This is a genomic window from Methanobrevibacter sp. (assembly GCF_045646045.1).
Classification (GTDB): Archaea; Methanobacteriota; Methanobacteria; order Methanobacteriales; family Methanobacteriaceae; genus Methanocatella.
This window is the reverse complement of the sequence record NZ_JAZRJY010000116.1, coordinates 1-16941: the sequence shown is the minus strand read 5'-3', so window position 1 is coordinate 16941 and position 16941 is coordinate 1. Positions and strand designations below refer to the sequence as shown.

19 protein-coding genes are annotated in these 16941 nt (G+C 31.9%); 10 read left to right on the top strand and 9 right to left on the bottom strand.

From position 1 onward, the window contains the following. Positions 1 to 2126: hypothetical protein (locus ACKI5C_RS07785; protein ID WP_407432592.1), on the top strand; the 2126-nt coding region annotated here is incomplete at its 5' end. A gap of 192 nt (positions 2127 to 2318) precedes the next feature. Here ACKI5C_RS07785 and ACKI5C_RS07780 read toward each other — a convergent pair. Further along, a complete protein-coding gene (locus ACKI5C_RS07780; protein WP_407432591.1) occupies positions 2319 to 2915 on the bottom strand; it encodes a YigZ family protein in 597 nt (198 codons plus the stop codon). 63 nt (positions 2916 to 2978) lie between these two features. On the opposite strand from ACKI5C_RS07780, the gene ACKI5C_RS07775 reads away from it, so the two are divergent. After that, positions 2979 to 3326, top strand: coding sequence for a hypothetical protein (locus ACKI5C_RS07775; protein ID WP_407432590.1), 348 nt, complete (start codon positions 2979 to 2981; stop codon positions 3324 to 3326). Here ACKI5C_RS07775 and arfB read toward each other — a convergent pair. From arfB to ACKI5C_RS07760, 3 genes are read right to left on the bottom strand one after another with little or no spacing between them, the layout of a single operon-like run. Further along, complete coding sequence (gene arfB, locus ACKI5C_RS07770; protein WP_407432589.1) at positions 3323 to 4015, bottom strand: 2-amino-5-formylamino-6-ribosylaminopyrimidin-4(3H)-one 5'-monophosphate deformylase; 693 nt, start codon at positions 4013 to 4015, stop codon at positions 3323 to 3325. The two genes, ACKI5C_RS07775 and arfB, sit on opposite strands and share 4 nt — an antisense overlap. 9 nt (positions 4016 to 4024) lie before the next feature. Further along, positions 4025 to 4507, bottom strand: coding sequence for a DUF1947 domain-containing protein (locus ACKI5C_RS07765; RefSeq protein ID WP_407432588.1), 483 nt, complete (start codon positions 4505 to 4507; stop codon positions 4025 to 4027). Between the two features lie 38 nt (positions 4508 to 4545). Beyond that, positions 4546 to 5049 carry a type II toxin-antitoxin system antitoxin SocA domain-containing protein gene (locus ACKI5C_RS07760; RefSeq protein WP_407432587.1) on the bottom strand — a complete coding sequence of 168 codons (504 nt, stop codon included), beginning with the start codon at positions 5047 to 5049 and terminating at the stop codon, positions 4546 to 4548. Positions 5050 to 5296: 247 nt separating this feature from the next. Between ACKI5C_RS07760 and ACKI5C_RS07755 the strand changes: the two genes are divergently transcribed. The 3 genes from ACKI5C_RS07755 to ACKI5C_RS07745 all read left to right on the top strand — a co-directional run bounded on the left by ACKI5C_RS07755 (position 5297) and on the right by ACKI5C_RS07745 (position 6299). Further along, positions 5297 to 5527, top strand: a complete 231-nt coding sequence (locus ACKI5C_RS07755) for an LSm family protein (RefSeq protein ID WP_296808915.1) — start codon at positions 5297 to 5299, stop codon at positions 5525 to 5527. A 63-nt stretch (positions 5528 to 5590) separates the two neighbouring features. Further along, entirely contained in the window at positions 5591 to 5779 is a 189-nt protein-coding gene (locus ACKI5C_RS07750) for a 50S ribosomal protein L37e (protein WP_296808906.1), read from the top strand. A 109-nt stretch (positions 5780 to 5888) separates the two neighbouring features. Beyond that, positions 5889 to 6299, top strand: coding sequence for a hypothetical protein (locus ACKI5C_RS07745; RefSeq protein ID WP_407432586.1), 411 nt, complete (start codon positions 5889 to 5891; stop codon positions 6297 to 6299). A 22-nt stretch (positions 6300 to 6321) separates the two neighbouring features. On the opposite strand, the gene ACKI5C_RS07740 is transcribed toward ACKI5C_RS07745, so the two are convergent. After that, the gene (locus ACKI5C_RS07740) at positions 6322 to 6657 is read right to left on the bottom strand and encodes a hypothetical protein (protein WP_296808904.1); all 336 of its coding nucleotides are present in this window, start codon (positions 6655 to 6657) and stop codon (positions 6322 to 6324) included. A 144-nt stretch (positions 6658 to 6801) separates the two neighbouring features. Here ACKI5C_RS07740 and rnc point away from each other — a divergent pair, with 144 nt between their 5' ends. Together rnc and ACKI5C_RS07730 are read left to right on the top strand one after the other, a co-directional pair. Beyond that, positions 6802 to 7482 carry a ribonuclease III gene (gene rnc, locus ACKI5C_RS07735; protein WP_407432585.1) on the top strand — a complete coding sequence of 227 codons (681 nt, stop codon included), beginning with the start codon at positions 6802 to 6804 and terminating at the stop codon, positions 7480 to 7482. A gap of 5 nt (positions 7483 to 7487) precedes the next feature. Then, a complete protein-coding gene (locus ACKI5C_RS07730) occupies positions 7488 to 8954 on the top strand; it encodes a homoserine O-acetyltransferase (protein ID WP_407432584.1) in 1467 nt (488 codons plus the stop codon). A gap of 118 nt (positions 8955 to 9072) precedes the next feature. Here ACKI5C_RS07730 and ACKI5C_RS07725 read toward each other — a convergent pair whose 3' ends face one another. Both ACKI5C_RS07725 and ACKI5C_RS07720 read right to left on the bottom strand, forming a co-directional pair. Beyond that, positions 9073 to 9648 carry a hypothetical protein gene (locus ACKI5C_RS07725; RefSeq protein WP_407432583.1) on the bottom strand — a complete coding sequence of 192 codons (576 nt, stop codon included), beginning with the start codon at positions 9646 to 9648 and terminating at the stop codon, positions 9073 to 9075. 349 nt (positions 9649 to 9997) lie between these two features. Further along, entirely contained in the window at positions 9998 to 10507 is a 510-nt protein-coding gene (locus tag ACKI5C_RS07720) for a GNAT family N-acetyltransferase (protein ID WP_407432582.1), read from the bottom strand. Between the two features lie 75 nt (positions 10508 to 10582). Here ACKI5C_RS07720 and ACKI5C_RS07715 point away from each other — a divergent pair, with 75 nt between their 5' ends. Next, positions 10583 to 11404: a nicotianamine synthase family protein gene (locus ACKI5C_RS07715; protein WP_407432581.1), complete on the top strand. Its 822-nt coding sequence runs from the start codon at positions 10583 to 10585 to the stop codon at positions 11402 to 11404. Between the two features lie 261 nt (positions 11405 to 11665). Continuing rightward, positions 11666 to 11986, top strand: a complete 321-nt coding sequence (locus ACKI5C_RS07710) for a hypothetical protein (RefSeq protein WP_407432580.1) — start codon at positions 11666 to 11668, stop codon at positions 11984 to 11986. A gap of 145 nt (positions 11987 to 12131) precedes the next feature. On the opposite strand, the gene ACKI5C_RS07705 is transcribed toward ACKI5C_RS07710, so the two are convergent. Beyond that, positions 12132 to 13409 carry an O-acetylhomoserine aminocarboxypropyltransferase/cysteine synthase family protein gene (locus tag ACKI5C_RS07705; protein ID WP_407432579.1) on the bottom strand — a complete coding sequence of 426 codons (1278 nt, stop codon included), beginning with the start codon at positions 13407 to 13409 and terminating at the stop codon, positions 12132 to 12134. Positions 13410 to 13477: 68 nt separating this feature from the next. Here ACKI5C_RS07705 and ACKI5C_RS07700 point away from each other — a divergent pair, with 68 nt between their 5' ends. Continuing rightward, entirely contained in the window at positions 13478 to 14926 is a 1449-nt protein-coding gene (locus ACKI5C_RS07700) for an asparagine synthase-related protein (RefSeq protein WP_407432578.1), read from the top strand. A 9-nt stretch (positions 14927 to 14935) separates the two neighbouring features. On the opposite strand, the gene ACKI5C_RS07695 is transcribed toward ACKI5C_RS07700, so the two are convergent. Further along, on the bottom strand, positions 14936 to 16840 hold the full coding sequence (locus ACKI5C_RS07695) for a hypothetical protein (RefSeq protein WP_407432577.1): 1905 nt from the start codon (positions 16838 to 16840) through the stop codon (positions 14936 to 14938). Positions 16841 to 16941 lie beyond the last annotated feature (101 nt).

Here is a 16941-nt window from a genome sequence, read left to right as displayed (position 1 = left end):
TTCATGATTCAAAAAATGCTTTTCGTATTGCCTTTAGGCTCTCTTTGCTCCATCGGGATTTAAGCGACTGTTTCATTTTACCAGTGTTGATATTGCCTGCTGGTTTGTCTTTTGTTGATGGTGGTATTGTTGATGATCCTTATGGTGTTGTTGTGTATCTGGGTCAGTTTAATAATGGTGCTAAGTGGAATATTTCTAGTTTAAATTCTAGTGATGTTGTTGTGTTTTGGATTACTGCTCGTGTGAATGTTGATGATGCTGTGAATTTGACTAATAAGGTTAATGTAACATGTGCTGAGAATGATACTGAGGTTAAGAATTTCACTGATGTTGAAGTCGGTGCTGTTGTTTTAAATATTAATAAAACTGCTAATGTTACAATTGTTGCTAATAATACTTTAGTAAAATATGTGATTGTTGTTAAAAATAATTGTGATTTTGATGCTACTGATTTAGTAATATGTGATGAGTTGCCGGTAGGTTTAATCTTTGAAAATGATGCTACTTCTGGTTATTATTGGGATGAGTCTACTAGGGTTATTTCTTGGAATTTAACTAAATTGGGTTCCGGTGGTATTGCTGAGTATTATGTTGTAGTCCGTACTAATGGTACTGGATTTAGAACCAATAAGGTTAATGTAACATGTGCTGAGAATGATACTGAGGTTAAGAATTCTACCACAATTGAGGTTGTTCCTGTCAATTTAACTATTGTAAAAACCGCTACACCTGGTGAAGTAAAGGTTAATGAGAATGTTACTTTCACAATTACTGTTACTAATTATGGTCCTGCCAATGCGACTGGTGTTAATATAACTGATGTGTTGGATGATGTATTCAAATTTGATGGTAAAAGTGCAAATGGAACTTTCAAAATTGCTGATAAGACTATTGTTTGGGAAGTAGGTAACTTGACTAAAGGTTCTAGTTACAGTGTTTGTTTCAATGTTACTGTTTTAACAAACGGCACATTCCTTAATGTTGTTACTCTTAGCTGCACTGAAAATTCAACAGAAGTTTCTAATAAAACTAATGTTACTGTTTTACCTCTTGTTGATTTGAAAATCAATAAAACCGTAGATAAAACAAATGTTACTGTTGGAGATGAAGTAATTTACACGATTTGTGTTACTAATTCAGGTCCTTCTAATGCTACTGATGTCAATGTTACAGATGTAATGAATGGTATTGTTAAAATTACTAATGTAGATACTCATAATGTTGGTCAATTTGATGAAAAAGAAGGCATTTGGTATATAGGTAATTTAAATAAGGATGAAACTGTTTACTTAACATTAACCGTTAAAACTTTATCTGTAGGTATAGTTGAAAATATAGTTAGTGTAAATTCTACTGAAGAAGATAAAAACACTTCAGACAATGAATATCCATGTGAAAATGTCACAGTTAATCCTGCTCCTTCTTTGGTGAATGGTAGTGATGTTAATGTGACTTATGGTGAGCCTATTGTTGTGGATTATGATAGTGTTAATGCTACTAATGTTACTTATGAGATTTTTGATAGTGAGGGTAATCCTATTTTGAATGGTACTGTTGGTCCTGATGGTTCTATTCCTGTTGATCAGTTGCCTGTGGGTAATTATACTGTGGTTTGGACTACTGTTGTTGATGCTAATCATACTTCTGCTACGAACACTTCTAAAATCACTGTTAATCCAATTCCTACTCATGTTAGTGTGGGTAATGTTACTGCTCATCCTGGTGATAATATAATCATTCCTATTAATGTCACAGCTGATGATGGGCTACCGTTTAATGGTAATGTTACTGTAATTTTACCTGATGGAACAGTTAAGGTTGTTGAAATCATTAATGGTAAAGGCAATGTTCCATGGCTTGTACCTGATAATTATAATGGAACTTATCCTGTATTTGTATCATTCAATGGTGATGATGTTTATTTAGCATCTAATGGAACAGGATTTATTATTGTAATTCCAGATGTTCCTGAACCTGTCAATCCTGAACCGGAAAATCGTACATCCAATGAAAAACCTCCTATCGAAGTTCCTATAAATAATAGAGCAACGGGTAATCCAATTTTAATCCTTTTCTTATTGCTGTTAACTTTGGTTTTCCCACAATTAAGAAGATTTAAAAAATAAGTCATTGATGAAGGTGAATATTTTTCATCTTCAATATTTTTCTTTTTTTCAAACAATTTATCCATCAAAATTATTAAAAGTAGCTTAAATAATTTTATATTTTCTTATAGAATTATCTATTTTAATCAATAGTCTTTTCAATATCATTAAGTTTGCACATCAGGAATGTATTTTGTTTTCATGGGATGTAGATTACTTAACTAAAACTTCTTTATTTTTAAAGTTAACAGTTATTTTACCGGAATATTTTTCAAAGATTTTTTCAATATCCCTAAAGTCTTTAGAAACCACATCATATGTTACCTTATCGGAATAGTCTTTGTTTGTAACTTCCAGATTGTTGTTTCTGACTTCACCGTCAACTAATTTAATGTCTGAATATTCAAAAACAAGAGTATAAACATCATACAGTTCAACTTCTAAAATTTCAGCTTCATTAATGGCTTCCAAAACGGATTTTGAATAGGCTCTAACCAATCCTCCGGCACCAAGTTTAATTCCGCCAAAATAACGAGTAACAATAGCAGTAACATTATGCAGTTCATTTTTTCTCAAAACATTGATCATGGGCTTGCCTGCAGTTCCCCCAGGTTCACCATCATCATCAAAACCTTCGCCGTCAGAGACAATATATGCAGTACAATTATGTGTAGCATCGCTATATTGCTCATTGACTTTTAATATGATTTCTTTGCTTTCCTTTTTGGTTTTGGTTGGAAATAAATGGCAAATAAACTGTGATTTTTTAACATTTATTTCACTTTCAACCGCTTTTGCTATTGTTTTCATAATAATCTTTATATAATTAATTATACATAATATTGATAATAAAATTTTACCTTGGTGTTTATTATGGCAAGTCGTTCTGCTATTGTATTGGTTGTTTTAATTGTTGCTATTATAGCATTTTGTTTTGCAGGTGTTTTTGCAGCAATGACAGGTACATATCATTTAAATCTTAATTTTGGAAATAATAGTAATAATTCAACACCATTTTTTGGTAATGCTACTCCTTCCAATTCTAATCATGCTTCTTCAGATTCAGGAAGTCATGTTCAAACTTATTCTGATTCTGGAAGCTCATCAGGTAGTGTTGAAACTAAAGAGGATACCACTCCAACTCCTACACCTACTCCGGAGCCAACTCCTAGTGGTGGTGGCGGTGGAAGTTCAGGAAATGATTCTCAGCATTCTCCTTAAAAATCAAGTAATTTTTCAACATCGAAGAGTACTGTATCAATTGCCAGATTAAAGAGTTGATGACCGTATTCCTCATCAACATATACTCCATTTTCTTCTACATCCAGTGCTCCTTCTTCAATATTTGGATCGTTTTCACGTGCTTTTTTAAATCCATGCAAGCCCACTTCGATGTATTTATTAACGTCAGCCTGATGTTCCAGTTCTTTTTCGTTTATTATGCCCAGAACTTTTGCCATGGACAGTTCTCCACTTCCTGCATGAGGTCCTTCTGTGGAGATTATTTTATTATTCATCACTATAATCAAATCTGTTTTTTCTTCAATATCCCAGATTTCTGTCATTAACGGCAGGTTTCCACCATGTGAATTTACTATTATCACTTTTTCAATATCCAGGAATTTTTTAGCTGAATTTAAGGTTTCTATTACATTTTCTTTTAAAGTATCAAGGGAAACATGTATTCCATGGTCTATTTCATCCAGTTCGTATGCCGGAAATATTACTCCTAAAAATTTTGCTCCGCTTTTAAGGGATGATTGAAATGCAATGTGTGCACCTATCTTTGCATCCGTATCTATTGGCAATGCGGGGCCATGGTTTTCCAGATGTGACCCAAGTGCGATTATTCCAATCTTGTGAACTCCAGGGTCATGAATATTTCCTGCTCTGTATCGTAATTCAGCCATTCATATCACCTATATTTCAAAGTTCCAGATTTCATCGCCGACATAGTGTTTTGTTTCTATTGCTTTTCCTGAATCATTTTCAACCATTTCTTCACCAGTTATTAAACTGACACCAATAGCCAATGGTTTGCCGTGTGTTTCATCTACAATCAGGACAATATCTCCGAGAGTTATATTATCATCTGCAGCGGTGATTCCAGGACTCATAATATCAGCACCGTTTGTTACAAAACGCACTGCACCCATATCAACGGTTACAGTTTTTCCATCTATTTCATTAGCAAGTGCTGCTTTAAGTGTTGGAAATGCTTTATCATCAATTATGATAATATATGGTTCACCATCGACTAGTATAAATGAATTAGGTTCTGCTTCCAGGATTTCAACATTTTTCTTGTTTTCAAGCAATCCTCCGTATTCTCCTAATTCATTTTTGATTTGTTTTATTTTTTTCTTTTTTAAAAAATTTCTTTTTTTGACTTTAATTACCATGTTTTTTCCCTATTTTTGTTATTATAATAAATATTGTTTTATAAATTAATAAATTTTTTTCTAATCGAATATCTTGAATCTCTATAATATACATTATTATAGTCTATTTCTTCGTTAAAATCCGTATTTTGGTATGGGGGATCTTTACTTGCATATCTCAGTATTGCTGTTGCACTTTTAGTTATTAGATGCTTCATTGTTAAATCTATAATGTTTGTCTTTTTGTTTGTAAATTTTATATTGGGTATTTCAGTTAGATAGTATTTGTGCAGTGTCGTATGGTAATATGGTTCTTTTCTGAAATAGATTTTATTTCTTTCAATTAATTCTTCCGTAACCTTTGAAAAGTGATCTGGCTTTATGCCCTTTTTTGTTTTCATATATTTTTCCTTTGTTAAGGATTCGCCGTATGCTTCGTAATAGTTAAAGTCTATAAAGTATAGTGTTGTTGTCAGTACTGTTTTTCCGACATGTGGTTTGTCATAGCAGTTTGATAGGATGTATCTAAGTAATTTGGTATATTCGTTTTTGTTGAAATGCATGGCATTTTAATCTATGAATCAAAATACTATAAAAGAAAAGTGTGAGAGAGCAATTGATTAGTATTTTTTGGCTTAAAAATACTAACATTTATATATTAGTTTGATTATATAATTTATTATTAGTTTTAATTAGGTTTTGTCTATCTTAACTTGATTATATTATTTCTAATACAGGTAATTATTATATATGATAATTCCTTTTAAAAAAATTTTAATTAAATACAATTAATAGGTAATATAAGGTGATATAATGGGACAAAATGTTCAAAGACCACTTGATGCATTAGGAAAATCTATCGATGCTCCAGTTTTAATCAAACTCAAAGGAGACCGTGAATTTAGAGGTATACTCAAAAGCTTCGATTTACACATGAATTTAGTTCTTAACGATGCTGAAGAGTTACAAGATGGAGAAGTAACTAGAAGATTAGGTGTTGTCCTCATTAGAGGAGACAATATTGTTTATATTTCACCATAAATATTATTCAATAATTGTTAAAGATTACAGAGAATTAATAATTAATAGGGAGGAGGTGTATCAATGTCAAAGGGAACTCCATCAATGGGTAAAAAGAATAAAAAGACCCATATCAGATGTAGAAGATGTGGTAGAAATACTTATCACATACGTAAAAAAGTTTGTGCTTCTTGCGGATTTGGTAGATCTAGTAAATTAAGGAGATACAGCTGGCAAAATAAAAAACCAACTACTAGACAAAGATTAGTTTAAGTTGGTAAAAGTTATTGGAGATTATTAAATTAATCTTCATCAAACCACTTTTTTTTATAATTATCATCACACAAGATTATTTTTCATACTGTTTTTAGGAGTCATTTTAATGTCTGAACTGAAGGATTTAGCTTTAAGGGAAAACGTTGATTTGGATGAATGTATTGTATTTACAAAAGAAGATGGTGATATTTTAGCGGTTAATGTTAAATATGTTGGCATTAAACAAAGGCAAGACAAATTAATGAGTGCCAATTTTTCAATGTTTCCAAAGCAGGTAAAGCAGTTAGAGGAATTTTTCTCTAAGCTTAACAGTGGTGAACTGTTCTATTACAATATTTCCCAAACTGGCAATGTTCCGGTTAATTACAGGGGACTTTCTAAGGTAACTAAAAAAGCAAGTCCCGATTCAAGTTCTATTTTTGAAATTTCATTAATAATGCAGCCTGCTCAAAGTATGCCTAGAGATAATTACTTTAATCCGAGCTGTTCCTGCTGTACTTTACATCATATTTTTTAAAAAAATTTATAAAAGTTTTTTTTTAGATTTCGTCTTCAACAGCATCCCAGAAATCCTGTGCCCAACTTCTTTGTGCATCAATGACTAAATCAAGTAATCTTACTTTTCCGTCTCTGAATCTAAATAATCTGTAATCCGTCTGTGGTTTTTTAGCAGTTCCCTCTTTGTTGCAGTCAAGATATATTCCTTCACTGTATTCTCCTTCAAAGTCTCCTGCTTTTACAAAATCGCCTACTAATGAATATCCGTTTGTTACGCTTTTGTCTAGCTCTTCTACTGTTTTCAACCATCCGCCCTGTGCTCTAAATTTCATGTCCGGGTCAATTTTTGTTATTTCTTCTTTCCAATTCAATATCATTTTACCAATCCTTGATTCATTTTTTAATTTAATCTATATTTAAGCAAAGAGCTAGAGCATTTGACGAGTAATATTTATAACAATAGTTATATATAATGAAGTTTATATAAATTAAAAATCATAGTTATAAATAATTATATGATTATGGGCTTTAATATGAATTTATTCGAAAAATTTTCAATTGAACCAAATAATGAAGATTATTACAAACTTGCCTTCATGCATGGTTCATATGCAACGGTACATGGAATAGACTATGATTATGAACGTTTGGAGTTTCTTGGAGACTCTATATTAAACATGTTAGTTTCAGAGTATCTTTATAAAAAATATCCTAAATATGGGGAAGGTAAATTAACTAAGCTTAGAGCAAACTATGTGTGTCAGGCGGCTTTGATAGAGTATTCTCATGAGCTTGGATTACCTGATTTTTTAAAAATTTCAGTTGATGAAATGAGTTTGACGGATAATGAAGTCCTATCAATTACTTCAGATATATTTGAATCATTTTTGGGAGCACTGTTCCTGGATCAGGGATTCGCTTTTACAAAAAGATTCATTGCAAAAATAATATTCAGACATATTGATGAGGAAAAAATTTATTTCCATGATTATAAATCAAAAATAAAAGAATACTGTGATGTAAGAGAAATTAAAATAAGATATGAACTTCTTGAAGAACATGGAGTTCCACACGATAAAACGTTTATAATGGCTATTTATTTAGATGAAGAGGAAATGGGTTGCGGAAAAGGAAGAAATAAAAAGGAAGCTGAACAATCAGCTGCAAAAAAAGCATTGCAAAATTTAGATTTAATATGGTGATTTTTATGGATAAGGATTCTGTTGGTTTTGTTGAAACAAAATACTTTAATATTGATGATTCTTTTGTCTTGGAAAGTGGCAGGACTTTAAAAGATATTACTGTTGCTTATGAAACCTATGGAGAACTTAACAGTGATAAATCTAATGCTATTTTAATTTGTCATGCACTGACTGGTGATGCCCATGCTGCCGGCTGGCATAAAGGAAGTAAAAAGCCCGGCTGGTGGGAAATAGTTATAGGGCCTGGAAAAGTCATTGACACTGAAAAATACTTTATAATCTGTTCCAATGTATTGGGTGGATGTAAAGGAACAACCGGTCCAAGTTCAATTAACCCTAAAACCGGAAAAGAATATGCTCTTGATTTTCCTGTAATTACAATTAAAGATATGGTTGATGTTCAAAAAGAATTGATTGATTCATTTGGCATTAATCAGTTGTATGCTATTATCGGCGGGTCAATGGGAGGAATGCAGGTTCTTCAATGGATTGTCAGCTATCCGGAAATGATGAAAAAAGCAATTCCAATAGCTACAACCGCACAGTCTTCCCCTCAGCAAATTGCATTTAATGAGGTTGGTCGCCAGGCCATATTTTCTGATCCTGATTGGAATGAAGGCAATTATTATGGCACCGGCAAAACTCCAAGAAGCGGATTATCTTTAGCTCGTATGATTGCACATATTACATATTTGAGTGATGAATCAATGTATCTCAAATTTGGACGTGATTTACAGGATAAGGATGAAATCAGTTATGATTTTACAATGGATTTCCAGGTTGAAAGTTACTTGCATCATCAGGGAGAATCATTTGTAAAGCGTTTTGATGCTAATAGTTACTTATACATTACAAAAGCTGTTGATTTATTTGATTTGGCAGTAAACAACTCAGTAATTGAAGGCTTAAAGGATGTTAAATGTAAACTGGAAGTAATATCAGTGGATTCAGACTGGCTGTATCCGACTGAACAAAGTACAGATTTGGTTGCTGCATTGAATGCAAATGATATTGAAGTATCATTTTCAGAAATCAAGTCCAATTATGGACACGATGCATTCCTGCTTGAAAAAGGTCAGCTCAACTACTTCCTTTCTAAATGCCTGTCAGACAATGTGGTCGGTGACTTGATGACTCGTGATGTAGTAACAATTAAGGAAGATAATTTGGTTACAAAAGCCGCCAAATTAATGCTTGAAAAAAATATAACCCATATTCCTATTGTTACTGATGATAATAAGCTTATAGGTATCGTTACCAGCTGGGACTTGTCTAAAGCTATTGCAACAAACTCCAATAATCTGAAGGATATCATGACAAAAACAGTTAAATTCTGTCATTCTTCCGATTCTATTGAAGATATTTCCCGTATGATGAGTAAATTCGACATTTCATGTCTGCCTGTTGTTGATGAAAACTTTGTAGTTGAAGGGGTTATAACAGCTGATCAAATCAATAATATGTTGTCATAATTCCTTTTTTTAATATTTTGATTGTTGGCAGAAATTATTAGATTATAAAAAAATAGTAAAATTTGGTAAAAATTGAATAATTATTAAAACTCAACAATTTCTACCAATACTCTATTAACTATCTTATCAACGGTTTAAAATCAGATTTTTCAAAAGTCATTTTATGGAATTCCATTTCACCGTTTATAGAGTATGATACTGTAACGGTTATTTCGTTAAAGTCAGGTATATAATATTCAGAATTTTCATTATTTGATGCTACTAAAAAGGCTTTGCCTCCCTGATTTAATGCGTCATCATATTCAACAAACCAATCATTATATCCATCTACATCAAAGTGTAGGGTAAAATCTTTGATGTATGGTGCTTTAACAAAATTAAAATCGATAAAATAGTAATTAATTTCTTTATCTAAACAATCTTCAATCACAATCGGATCCATATCATAACTTATTTCCACAGGTAAAACACCAGTATTATTTAAATTTATATCTCCTTCAGGTATATTATCAAAATCTATTTCAGTAGAATTGTCTGTAGAATTGTCATTGCAGTCTATATCGAGATTAATATCATTTTGTATAAAATCATCTATACGAATGACTTGTGTATCATTTAAATCAGCTGCACAAACTGAAGAAACTGAAAAAATCATTCCAATTATTAACATTATGCATATAATTTTCCCATTCATATTCATCATCTTTTAAATTAATTGTATAATTTCAAGATAACATAATAGTCTTGATAATGCAGTGTAATTTTTTTTATTATTGCATATATAATATTTTCCGAATGCAAGTACTTACTTTCAACCTTGTAATGCCCTAAAATCATATTATTTTAATAATGGGATATTTATACAAGTTAATAGTTAAAAAAATATATTTAATAAGATTATTTAACATCATTAAAGAAAATAAAATAGATTTACATTCTTTTATAGGTGCAATACGATTCATATCACAAACTTAAAAAATCAGACAAAAAAATCAAAATGGAGAAATGAAAAAGGTTCAAAATCAAATAATTTCTGCCATCACTCATTTTTCAAGTTTCATGGCTATTTCTTTAAAAATCTCATGCAGATAGTTTTCATTTTGCATTTCTCTTAAATATTCAAAGCCTAGTTTTTCCAGGACTCTTTTGGACTGGTCATTTTCGATTCTATATGTTGCATATATCACTTCAATGTTTAATTCATCAAATGCATACTCAATCAATCTTTTGGATGCTTCTGCTGCATAGCCATTTCCCCAGTATTCTTCAGCTATCCAGTATCCAAGTTCACAAGCGCCATCACCCCAGAAATGATTGGTATCCGGATGAAATAATAAGCCTACACATCCAATAGGAATATCATCCTTGACTATTGCATAGGTTTCTCTTTTAGAAAAAACAGTGTTGATGATATTTAAGCTGTCTTTTTCGCTTTCATGTGGTGGCCAACCTGCAATTGGACCAACATTAGGATTTTTTGCAAAATGATATAAACATTTTGCATCTTCTTTTTTCCATGGTCTTAATATTAGGTTAGTTGTTTTTAGAATCATTATTAATAGTTTTATTTTTAAAATATTAAAAGTATATTTACTGGTTTTACTAATATATTTGAATAGTGATAAAAAATGAGTTGTTGGAAATATTGGCCAAAAATAGAAGAAATTGCTGAAAAATTGGAGGATTATGGTGTTGACTCCCTTGATGACATTTCATCATTGAATGATGTGGACTTGGATGAAATAACTAAATTACTAGATGAAATTGAAGTTATAGCACATGATGAAACAATAGATTTTGATTCAGCAAAACATATTCTAGATGATAAAAAGATGAATACTGCTTTGAAATTAATCAGGAAATTCTATTTGTATATTGGTGCCAGATTGGAAACTAACAATGCATTGGAAATTATTGAATCCGATGATCCTCAAGCAACTCTAGATACTTTTCACTTTTATGAAAGATATGAAGGACTACTTACCAATGAATCCAAATTAGCTCATTGGCATGAAGATAAAACTTTTGTTTTTGTAGGCAGTGGGCCTTTGCCCTTAACATTAATTTTATTCCGGCAAAAGTTCGGCTGTAAATGTATAGGTATTGAAATTCAGGAAGATGTTGCTGAATTATCCCGTAAAGTTATAGAAAAATTAGGTCTTGATGATGGTATAGAAATAATAGTTGGGGATGAAACAGTGCTAAAAGATATTGATTTTGATATTTTGATGGTTGCAGCATTTGCAGAGCCTAAAGATAGGGTATTTTCCAATGTTTGGGAAATCGTTGATGAAAAAACCCCTGTTCTTGTCAGAACTTACAGTGGTATGAGAGCTATTCTTTACGCTCCGTTAACTGATACGATTCTCAGAGGTTTCCATAAAGAGGTAATGTTGCTTCCGATAGGAAATACAAATAACACCAGTGTACTGTTAAGAAAAGTGATTTAATTTAAAATTACTTTATTACTTTATTTAATTCTTTTTTTAACCATTTGCGATATTAAAAGCAGAATATTCTTTTTTAAATTTAACTTCAATAAATTTTTATTTTTTTTTATTTTACATGGTTAAATTTTCCTTTTTCACTATTTTAAAATGTAAGTGACTACTTACATTTGAAAAACTTTATATATTGCCGTTTTAATATATTTGTTTAATTAGTGTATTTGTAAATACATTATCTAATTAAAAAATTTTTTTAATGATATTATGAAAAGGGTTTTACTTAGTTTATTTTTGGTTGCAATTGCCTTAATTGGTATATGTTCTGTTTCAGCAGCTGATACTGACAGTGTCGTGGTTGATAATTCTCATGTTGCTCTGGGAGATGCTCTTTCTATTATATCTTATTCTCAGGTTGTTTCAGATTATCATGCTCAAATTGCTGATACTTATGTAAATTGGCATCATGACCGTAATCAGAGGGGTTTTACTCCTGTTGGTTTAGATGATTGTAATGATTGTCCTTATAATCTACTTGCGGGTATTTCTTTACGTTGGCATCATCATGAACGTAATTCGAGAGGATAATTCTTTTTTTAGCTCAGCATTATGATTGTCCTCAGTTAGTGATGTTCCTGAATTAGTTTAAAAGTACTTTTCAGTACTCAACTTTTTTTATTTAATTTTTTTAAAATAAATTTTAATTAAAAATAAAAATAGAGGGTTGAAAACCCTAATTGATAGCTTTTTTTAGTGCTTGGTCAATGTCTTCGATTAAGTCACGAACATCTTCAATACCAACAGACATTCTAATGAAATCTGGTGTAATTCCACTATCTAATTGTTCTTCTTCAGTCATGTTGGAATGTGTCGTACTTGCTGGGTGAATAACGAGTGTTTTTGAATCTGCAATGTTAGCAACGTGGCTTAAAAGTTCAACACTTTCGATGAATTTTTTACCTTCTTCAATTCCGCCTTTAATACCAAAGCTTACAATACAGCCGTAATTGCCGTTCAGGTATTTTTCAGCCATTTCGTGATTTTCATTATCTTCCAAACCGGGGTAGTTGACCCATGAAACTGCTTCGTGATTTTTTAAGAATTTAGCTATTTCCAATGCGTTTTCGCAATGTTGTCTGACTCTTAATGACAATGTCATGGAGCTTTGTATAATTAAAAATGCATTTAAAGGACTCATTACGGTTCCTAAATCTTTCATCAAATGTGCACGTGCTTTCATGATATATGCCTTTTCGCCGAAGGCTTCTGAATAGATTAATCCGTGATATGACTCGTCAGGTTCGGTAAACATTGGGAATTTTCCATTTGTCCAGTCGAATTTTCCACCATCAACTATTATTCCCCCCATGCTTGTTCCGTTTCCGGATAAAAATTTGGTTGCTGAGTGAACTACAATATCTGCACCGTGGTCTATAGGTTTTACCATTGTAATGGCTGATGTATTGTCAACTATCAATGGAATATTGTTTTCATGTGCAATTTCTGATAGTGCTTCAAAGTCAGGAATATCTAACTGCGGATTTCCAATGGACTCACAGTATATTGCTTTTGTTTTTTCATTGATTGCTTTCCTATAAGCATCCAAATCATGAGTATCAACAAAATTAACTTTAATGCCCCAGTTAGGCATTGTATTTTTAAATAATGTATATGTTCCACCATATAAATTGTTGGATGATACTATTTCATCTCCATTTCCGGCAATATTTAGAATAGAAAGTAGAATAGCACTCATTCCCGTTGATTGTGTTAGTGCCGCAACACCATTTTCTATTGCAGCCACACGTTTTTCTAAAACTTCTGAAGTTGGGTTTGAAATTCTTGTGTAAATATGTCCTTCTTCTTCTAAAGCATACAATTTTTTAGCTTTATCAGCACTTTCGAAGGCATATGAACTTGTGTGATATATTGGAGTTGCCCTTGCACCAGTTACTGGATCAGGCATTTCTCCTGCGTGAACTTCTAGTGTTCTTTCATGATATTTTTTCATATATTTTACCTCACATTTGTATATAATAATAATAATTTTTTTAAATCATAGTTTTTATACTTATTACTATGAGTTCGATTGTTGGTCTTCAAGGAAATTTTAAAGTCAGTGATTTAACTGAAATGTTAAAGATATCTAAAAATCGCGGTCCTGATTCATCCGGGGTTTTTTTAGATGATATTTATTTAAACATAGATTTGGATGATTTTACTGATGATAACAGTTATAATATTGCTTTAGGTCATAATCTATTTTCCGTTTATGATTCACCTGAAAGGTCATCAATTCCCCAGCCTGTATGCAAAGATGACCTTGTTCTTGTATTTGACGGCGCATTGTATAATTTCAATACAATCAGAAATCTATTGTCAAAAATGGGTGTTGAAGATGAAATCAAATCCGATGGGGATGCTCTGGTTAATTTGATTGACTTTTATAATGAAGGGGATTTGCTGAAAGCTGTTAAATCTGCCCAAAGGTTGATTGACGGTGATTATGCTTTTGCTGTGTGGGATGGAGAAAATCTTGCCATTTGTCGCGATCCATTAGGGGTTAAACCTTTGTTTTATGCTATATGTGATGATTTGTGTGCTTTTTGCTCTTCACGTGATGCATTATATGGGTTGGGATTTGATGAAATTTCCACATTGTTGCCCGAACACATACTTTTTAACTGGAATGATGTAGCTCCAGCACAGGCAATATATGAAAAAATTATGGAAGTTGATGCATCTAAGTTAAACAAGTTATTAAAGTTAAGTGTTGCTAAAAGAGTGGAAGGATTAGACAGGCTTGGTGTAATATTTTCAGGGGGTGTTGACAGTTCAATTTTGGCACTGCTTTTGCAGGATATCTCATGCAATAAAAAACTGGATATTACATTATATGCGGTCGGTCGTGAAGGGTCAAAAGATTTGGATGCTGCAAAATATGCTGCAGAATACCTGGATTTATCTTTAAAAACTCAAATCATTGATGAAGATTTAATTAAGCAACATATCGGTGAAGTTGTTGAAGCAATTGGGGATGATAACCTGATGAAGGTTGGAGTTGGACTGACAACTTACTTTGCAACAAAAACTGCGGCCGGCGATGGACAGAAAGTTGTTTTTTCAGGCCAAGGTGCTGATGAGCTTTTCGGAGGATATAACAGATACCTTAAAAGCTATGAAGAAGGTAATCTTGATTTGGAAATTCGTGAAGATATTTCAAATATGTATCACGTCAACCTGGAGCGTGATGATGCATGCGCCATGCTTAATTCAGTAGAATTGAGACTGCCGTTTTTAGATAAGGGTTTGGTTGAATATGCAATAAACCTGCCTACTAAAAATAAGATTTCCGGAAGCGGTGATGTATTGAGAAAAAATATCTTAAGAAAATTTGCATATAATGAAGGTCTTGATACTGAAATTGCATACAGGCCCAAAAAAGCAGCCCAATACGGAACAGGAATCGATAAAATATTGAGAAAAAAGATTATAACAGATATTGATTTGTCCCAATATCTGCACTGAAATTATATTTTAGTTTGCAAGGACTGTAATCTTATTTGATACCATACATCCTTCATACTCACTTGTGATGATGTATTCGCCAGGAATTAGGTTAATATTTAGTTTAGCTATTCCGGATTCATTTGTTTGGCGGGTATATAATACTCCATTGATGTTGAATGTAACATTTTTGCCCGCGCCAACTGATGTTCCTTCATCGCCAAGTATTTTAACCGTAAACTGGCTTTCATTTTTATATTTTTTGGTTAAATTATAGTTTTCTGTAATTTTTGGAAGGACTGTAATATTATTGGCAGTATTTTCTCCAGTGACTGTATTTATTGCAGTAATTATGTATTTTCCTTGTTCCAGGTTAATATTTAATATTGCTATACCATTATTTCCTGTTTTTCGCTCATAGAATACTCCGTTAATGTTAAAGATAATTGTTGTGTTTTCAGCCAGGTAATTGCCTTTACTATCTTTAAATGTTGCCGTGTATTGCGTAGCATTCCTGTAGATTTTTGTAATATCGCTGCCGTTTACAGTTGGAAGAATATTTACTTTTGCATCAATGCTGGTGTAATTTACACTAATTTCAGCCATATATTTCCCTGAATTTAAATTAATGTTTAAAGATGCGCTGCCGTTTTTATCGGTTGTCCTGTTGTATGTCATGCCATTAATGGTAAAGTGAACTATCTGATTTGCAATTGGGTTATCTTTTGAGTCGGTAACGTTAACTGTAAGTTTTTCAGGACCTAAATAATATTTTTCCAGACCATTGGTGGTTATTGTTATTTTGCTGTCCTCTATAAGAGACATTAATACTCCCCTACTTATTCTGTTTTTACAGTCGTGCAGGGTGGTGATATTAAAGTAATTAGCAATTGTTTTAATTATGATGGTTCCTGGCACAATTGTATTTATTCCATCAGGAATAACGGCCATGACCTTGTTATAATCTTTTTTTGTGTTGTCCTTAAGTTCCTCAAGTATGTAATCCAGGTCTTTAACACTGAACGTTCTGCTTTTTTCAGGGATGTAGTTAAGATAAATCAATAATTTTCGAATGTCTGATATGCTTCCTCCATTACTATATAAATCAGTTATTGGTGATTTGATAGTTATGTTGGTACTTTTTAATTTGTTAAGCGTCCAGTTTTCTATTTCTTTTATTTCATCTGCATCGGGATACATGGATTTGACGAATTTTAGATATGCTGAATATGATCCTAATAGTAGACTATCTTTGATTAGGGGTGTTTTATTTTCAAATGTGATTAGTTCGCAGCTGCCTCCTCCTAGATCCATAAATAGTCCTGTATTTACATCAAATTCTTCTTTAACAGCATTGAAGCTAACATTTGCTTCTTGTTCACCACTCAAGATGTGAATTGTAATTCCGGTTTTATTTTTTATGGTGCTGATTATTTCATCAGCATTATTGATGTTTCTTAAGCTGGCTGTTGCATAATAATATGTTTCATCCACGTTAGCCAGTTTTAAAATTTCATCATAATCTTCAAAAATTGATATCACTTTATTTATTCCTTTTTGTGTCATGTTATTGTGTTCGATATATCCTTTAATCGGTGAGATATCGTTGTTGTGAGTTAATAATTTAATTTTGTTATTTTTAGTATTGTACTGATATATGTCCAATTTAATACCATTTGAGCCGAAATCCACTATTCCATAAATCTTTTTATTTGATGTGGTGTTTTTAGTTATTGTGCTTTCTGATTGAACGTTTTGTAAATTTGAAATGTTTGTTGGTTGGTCATCTGAAGGTGTGGTTAAAGTATCGTTTTCTATTAAAAAATCATTAATTCCGATTTCTGATTGTGTTTCATTTAATTCGGTCGCTGCAACCGAAGAAAAACAACAGCAAGTTAATAATATTATTATTATACAAAATAATTTAAATTTCATTTAAATCTCCTAATAAAACTCATGTTAACATAATTGTAATTAGTTAGTATTTCTTTTTGTGTTTTATAATTATTAATTTTTTCTTTTAAATTTTGTTCAAT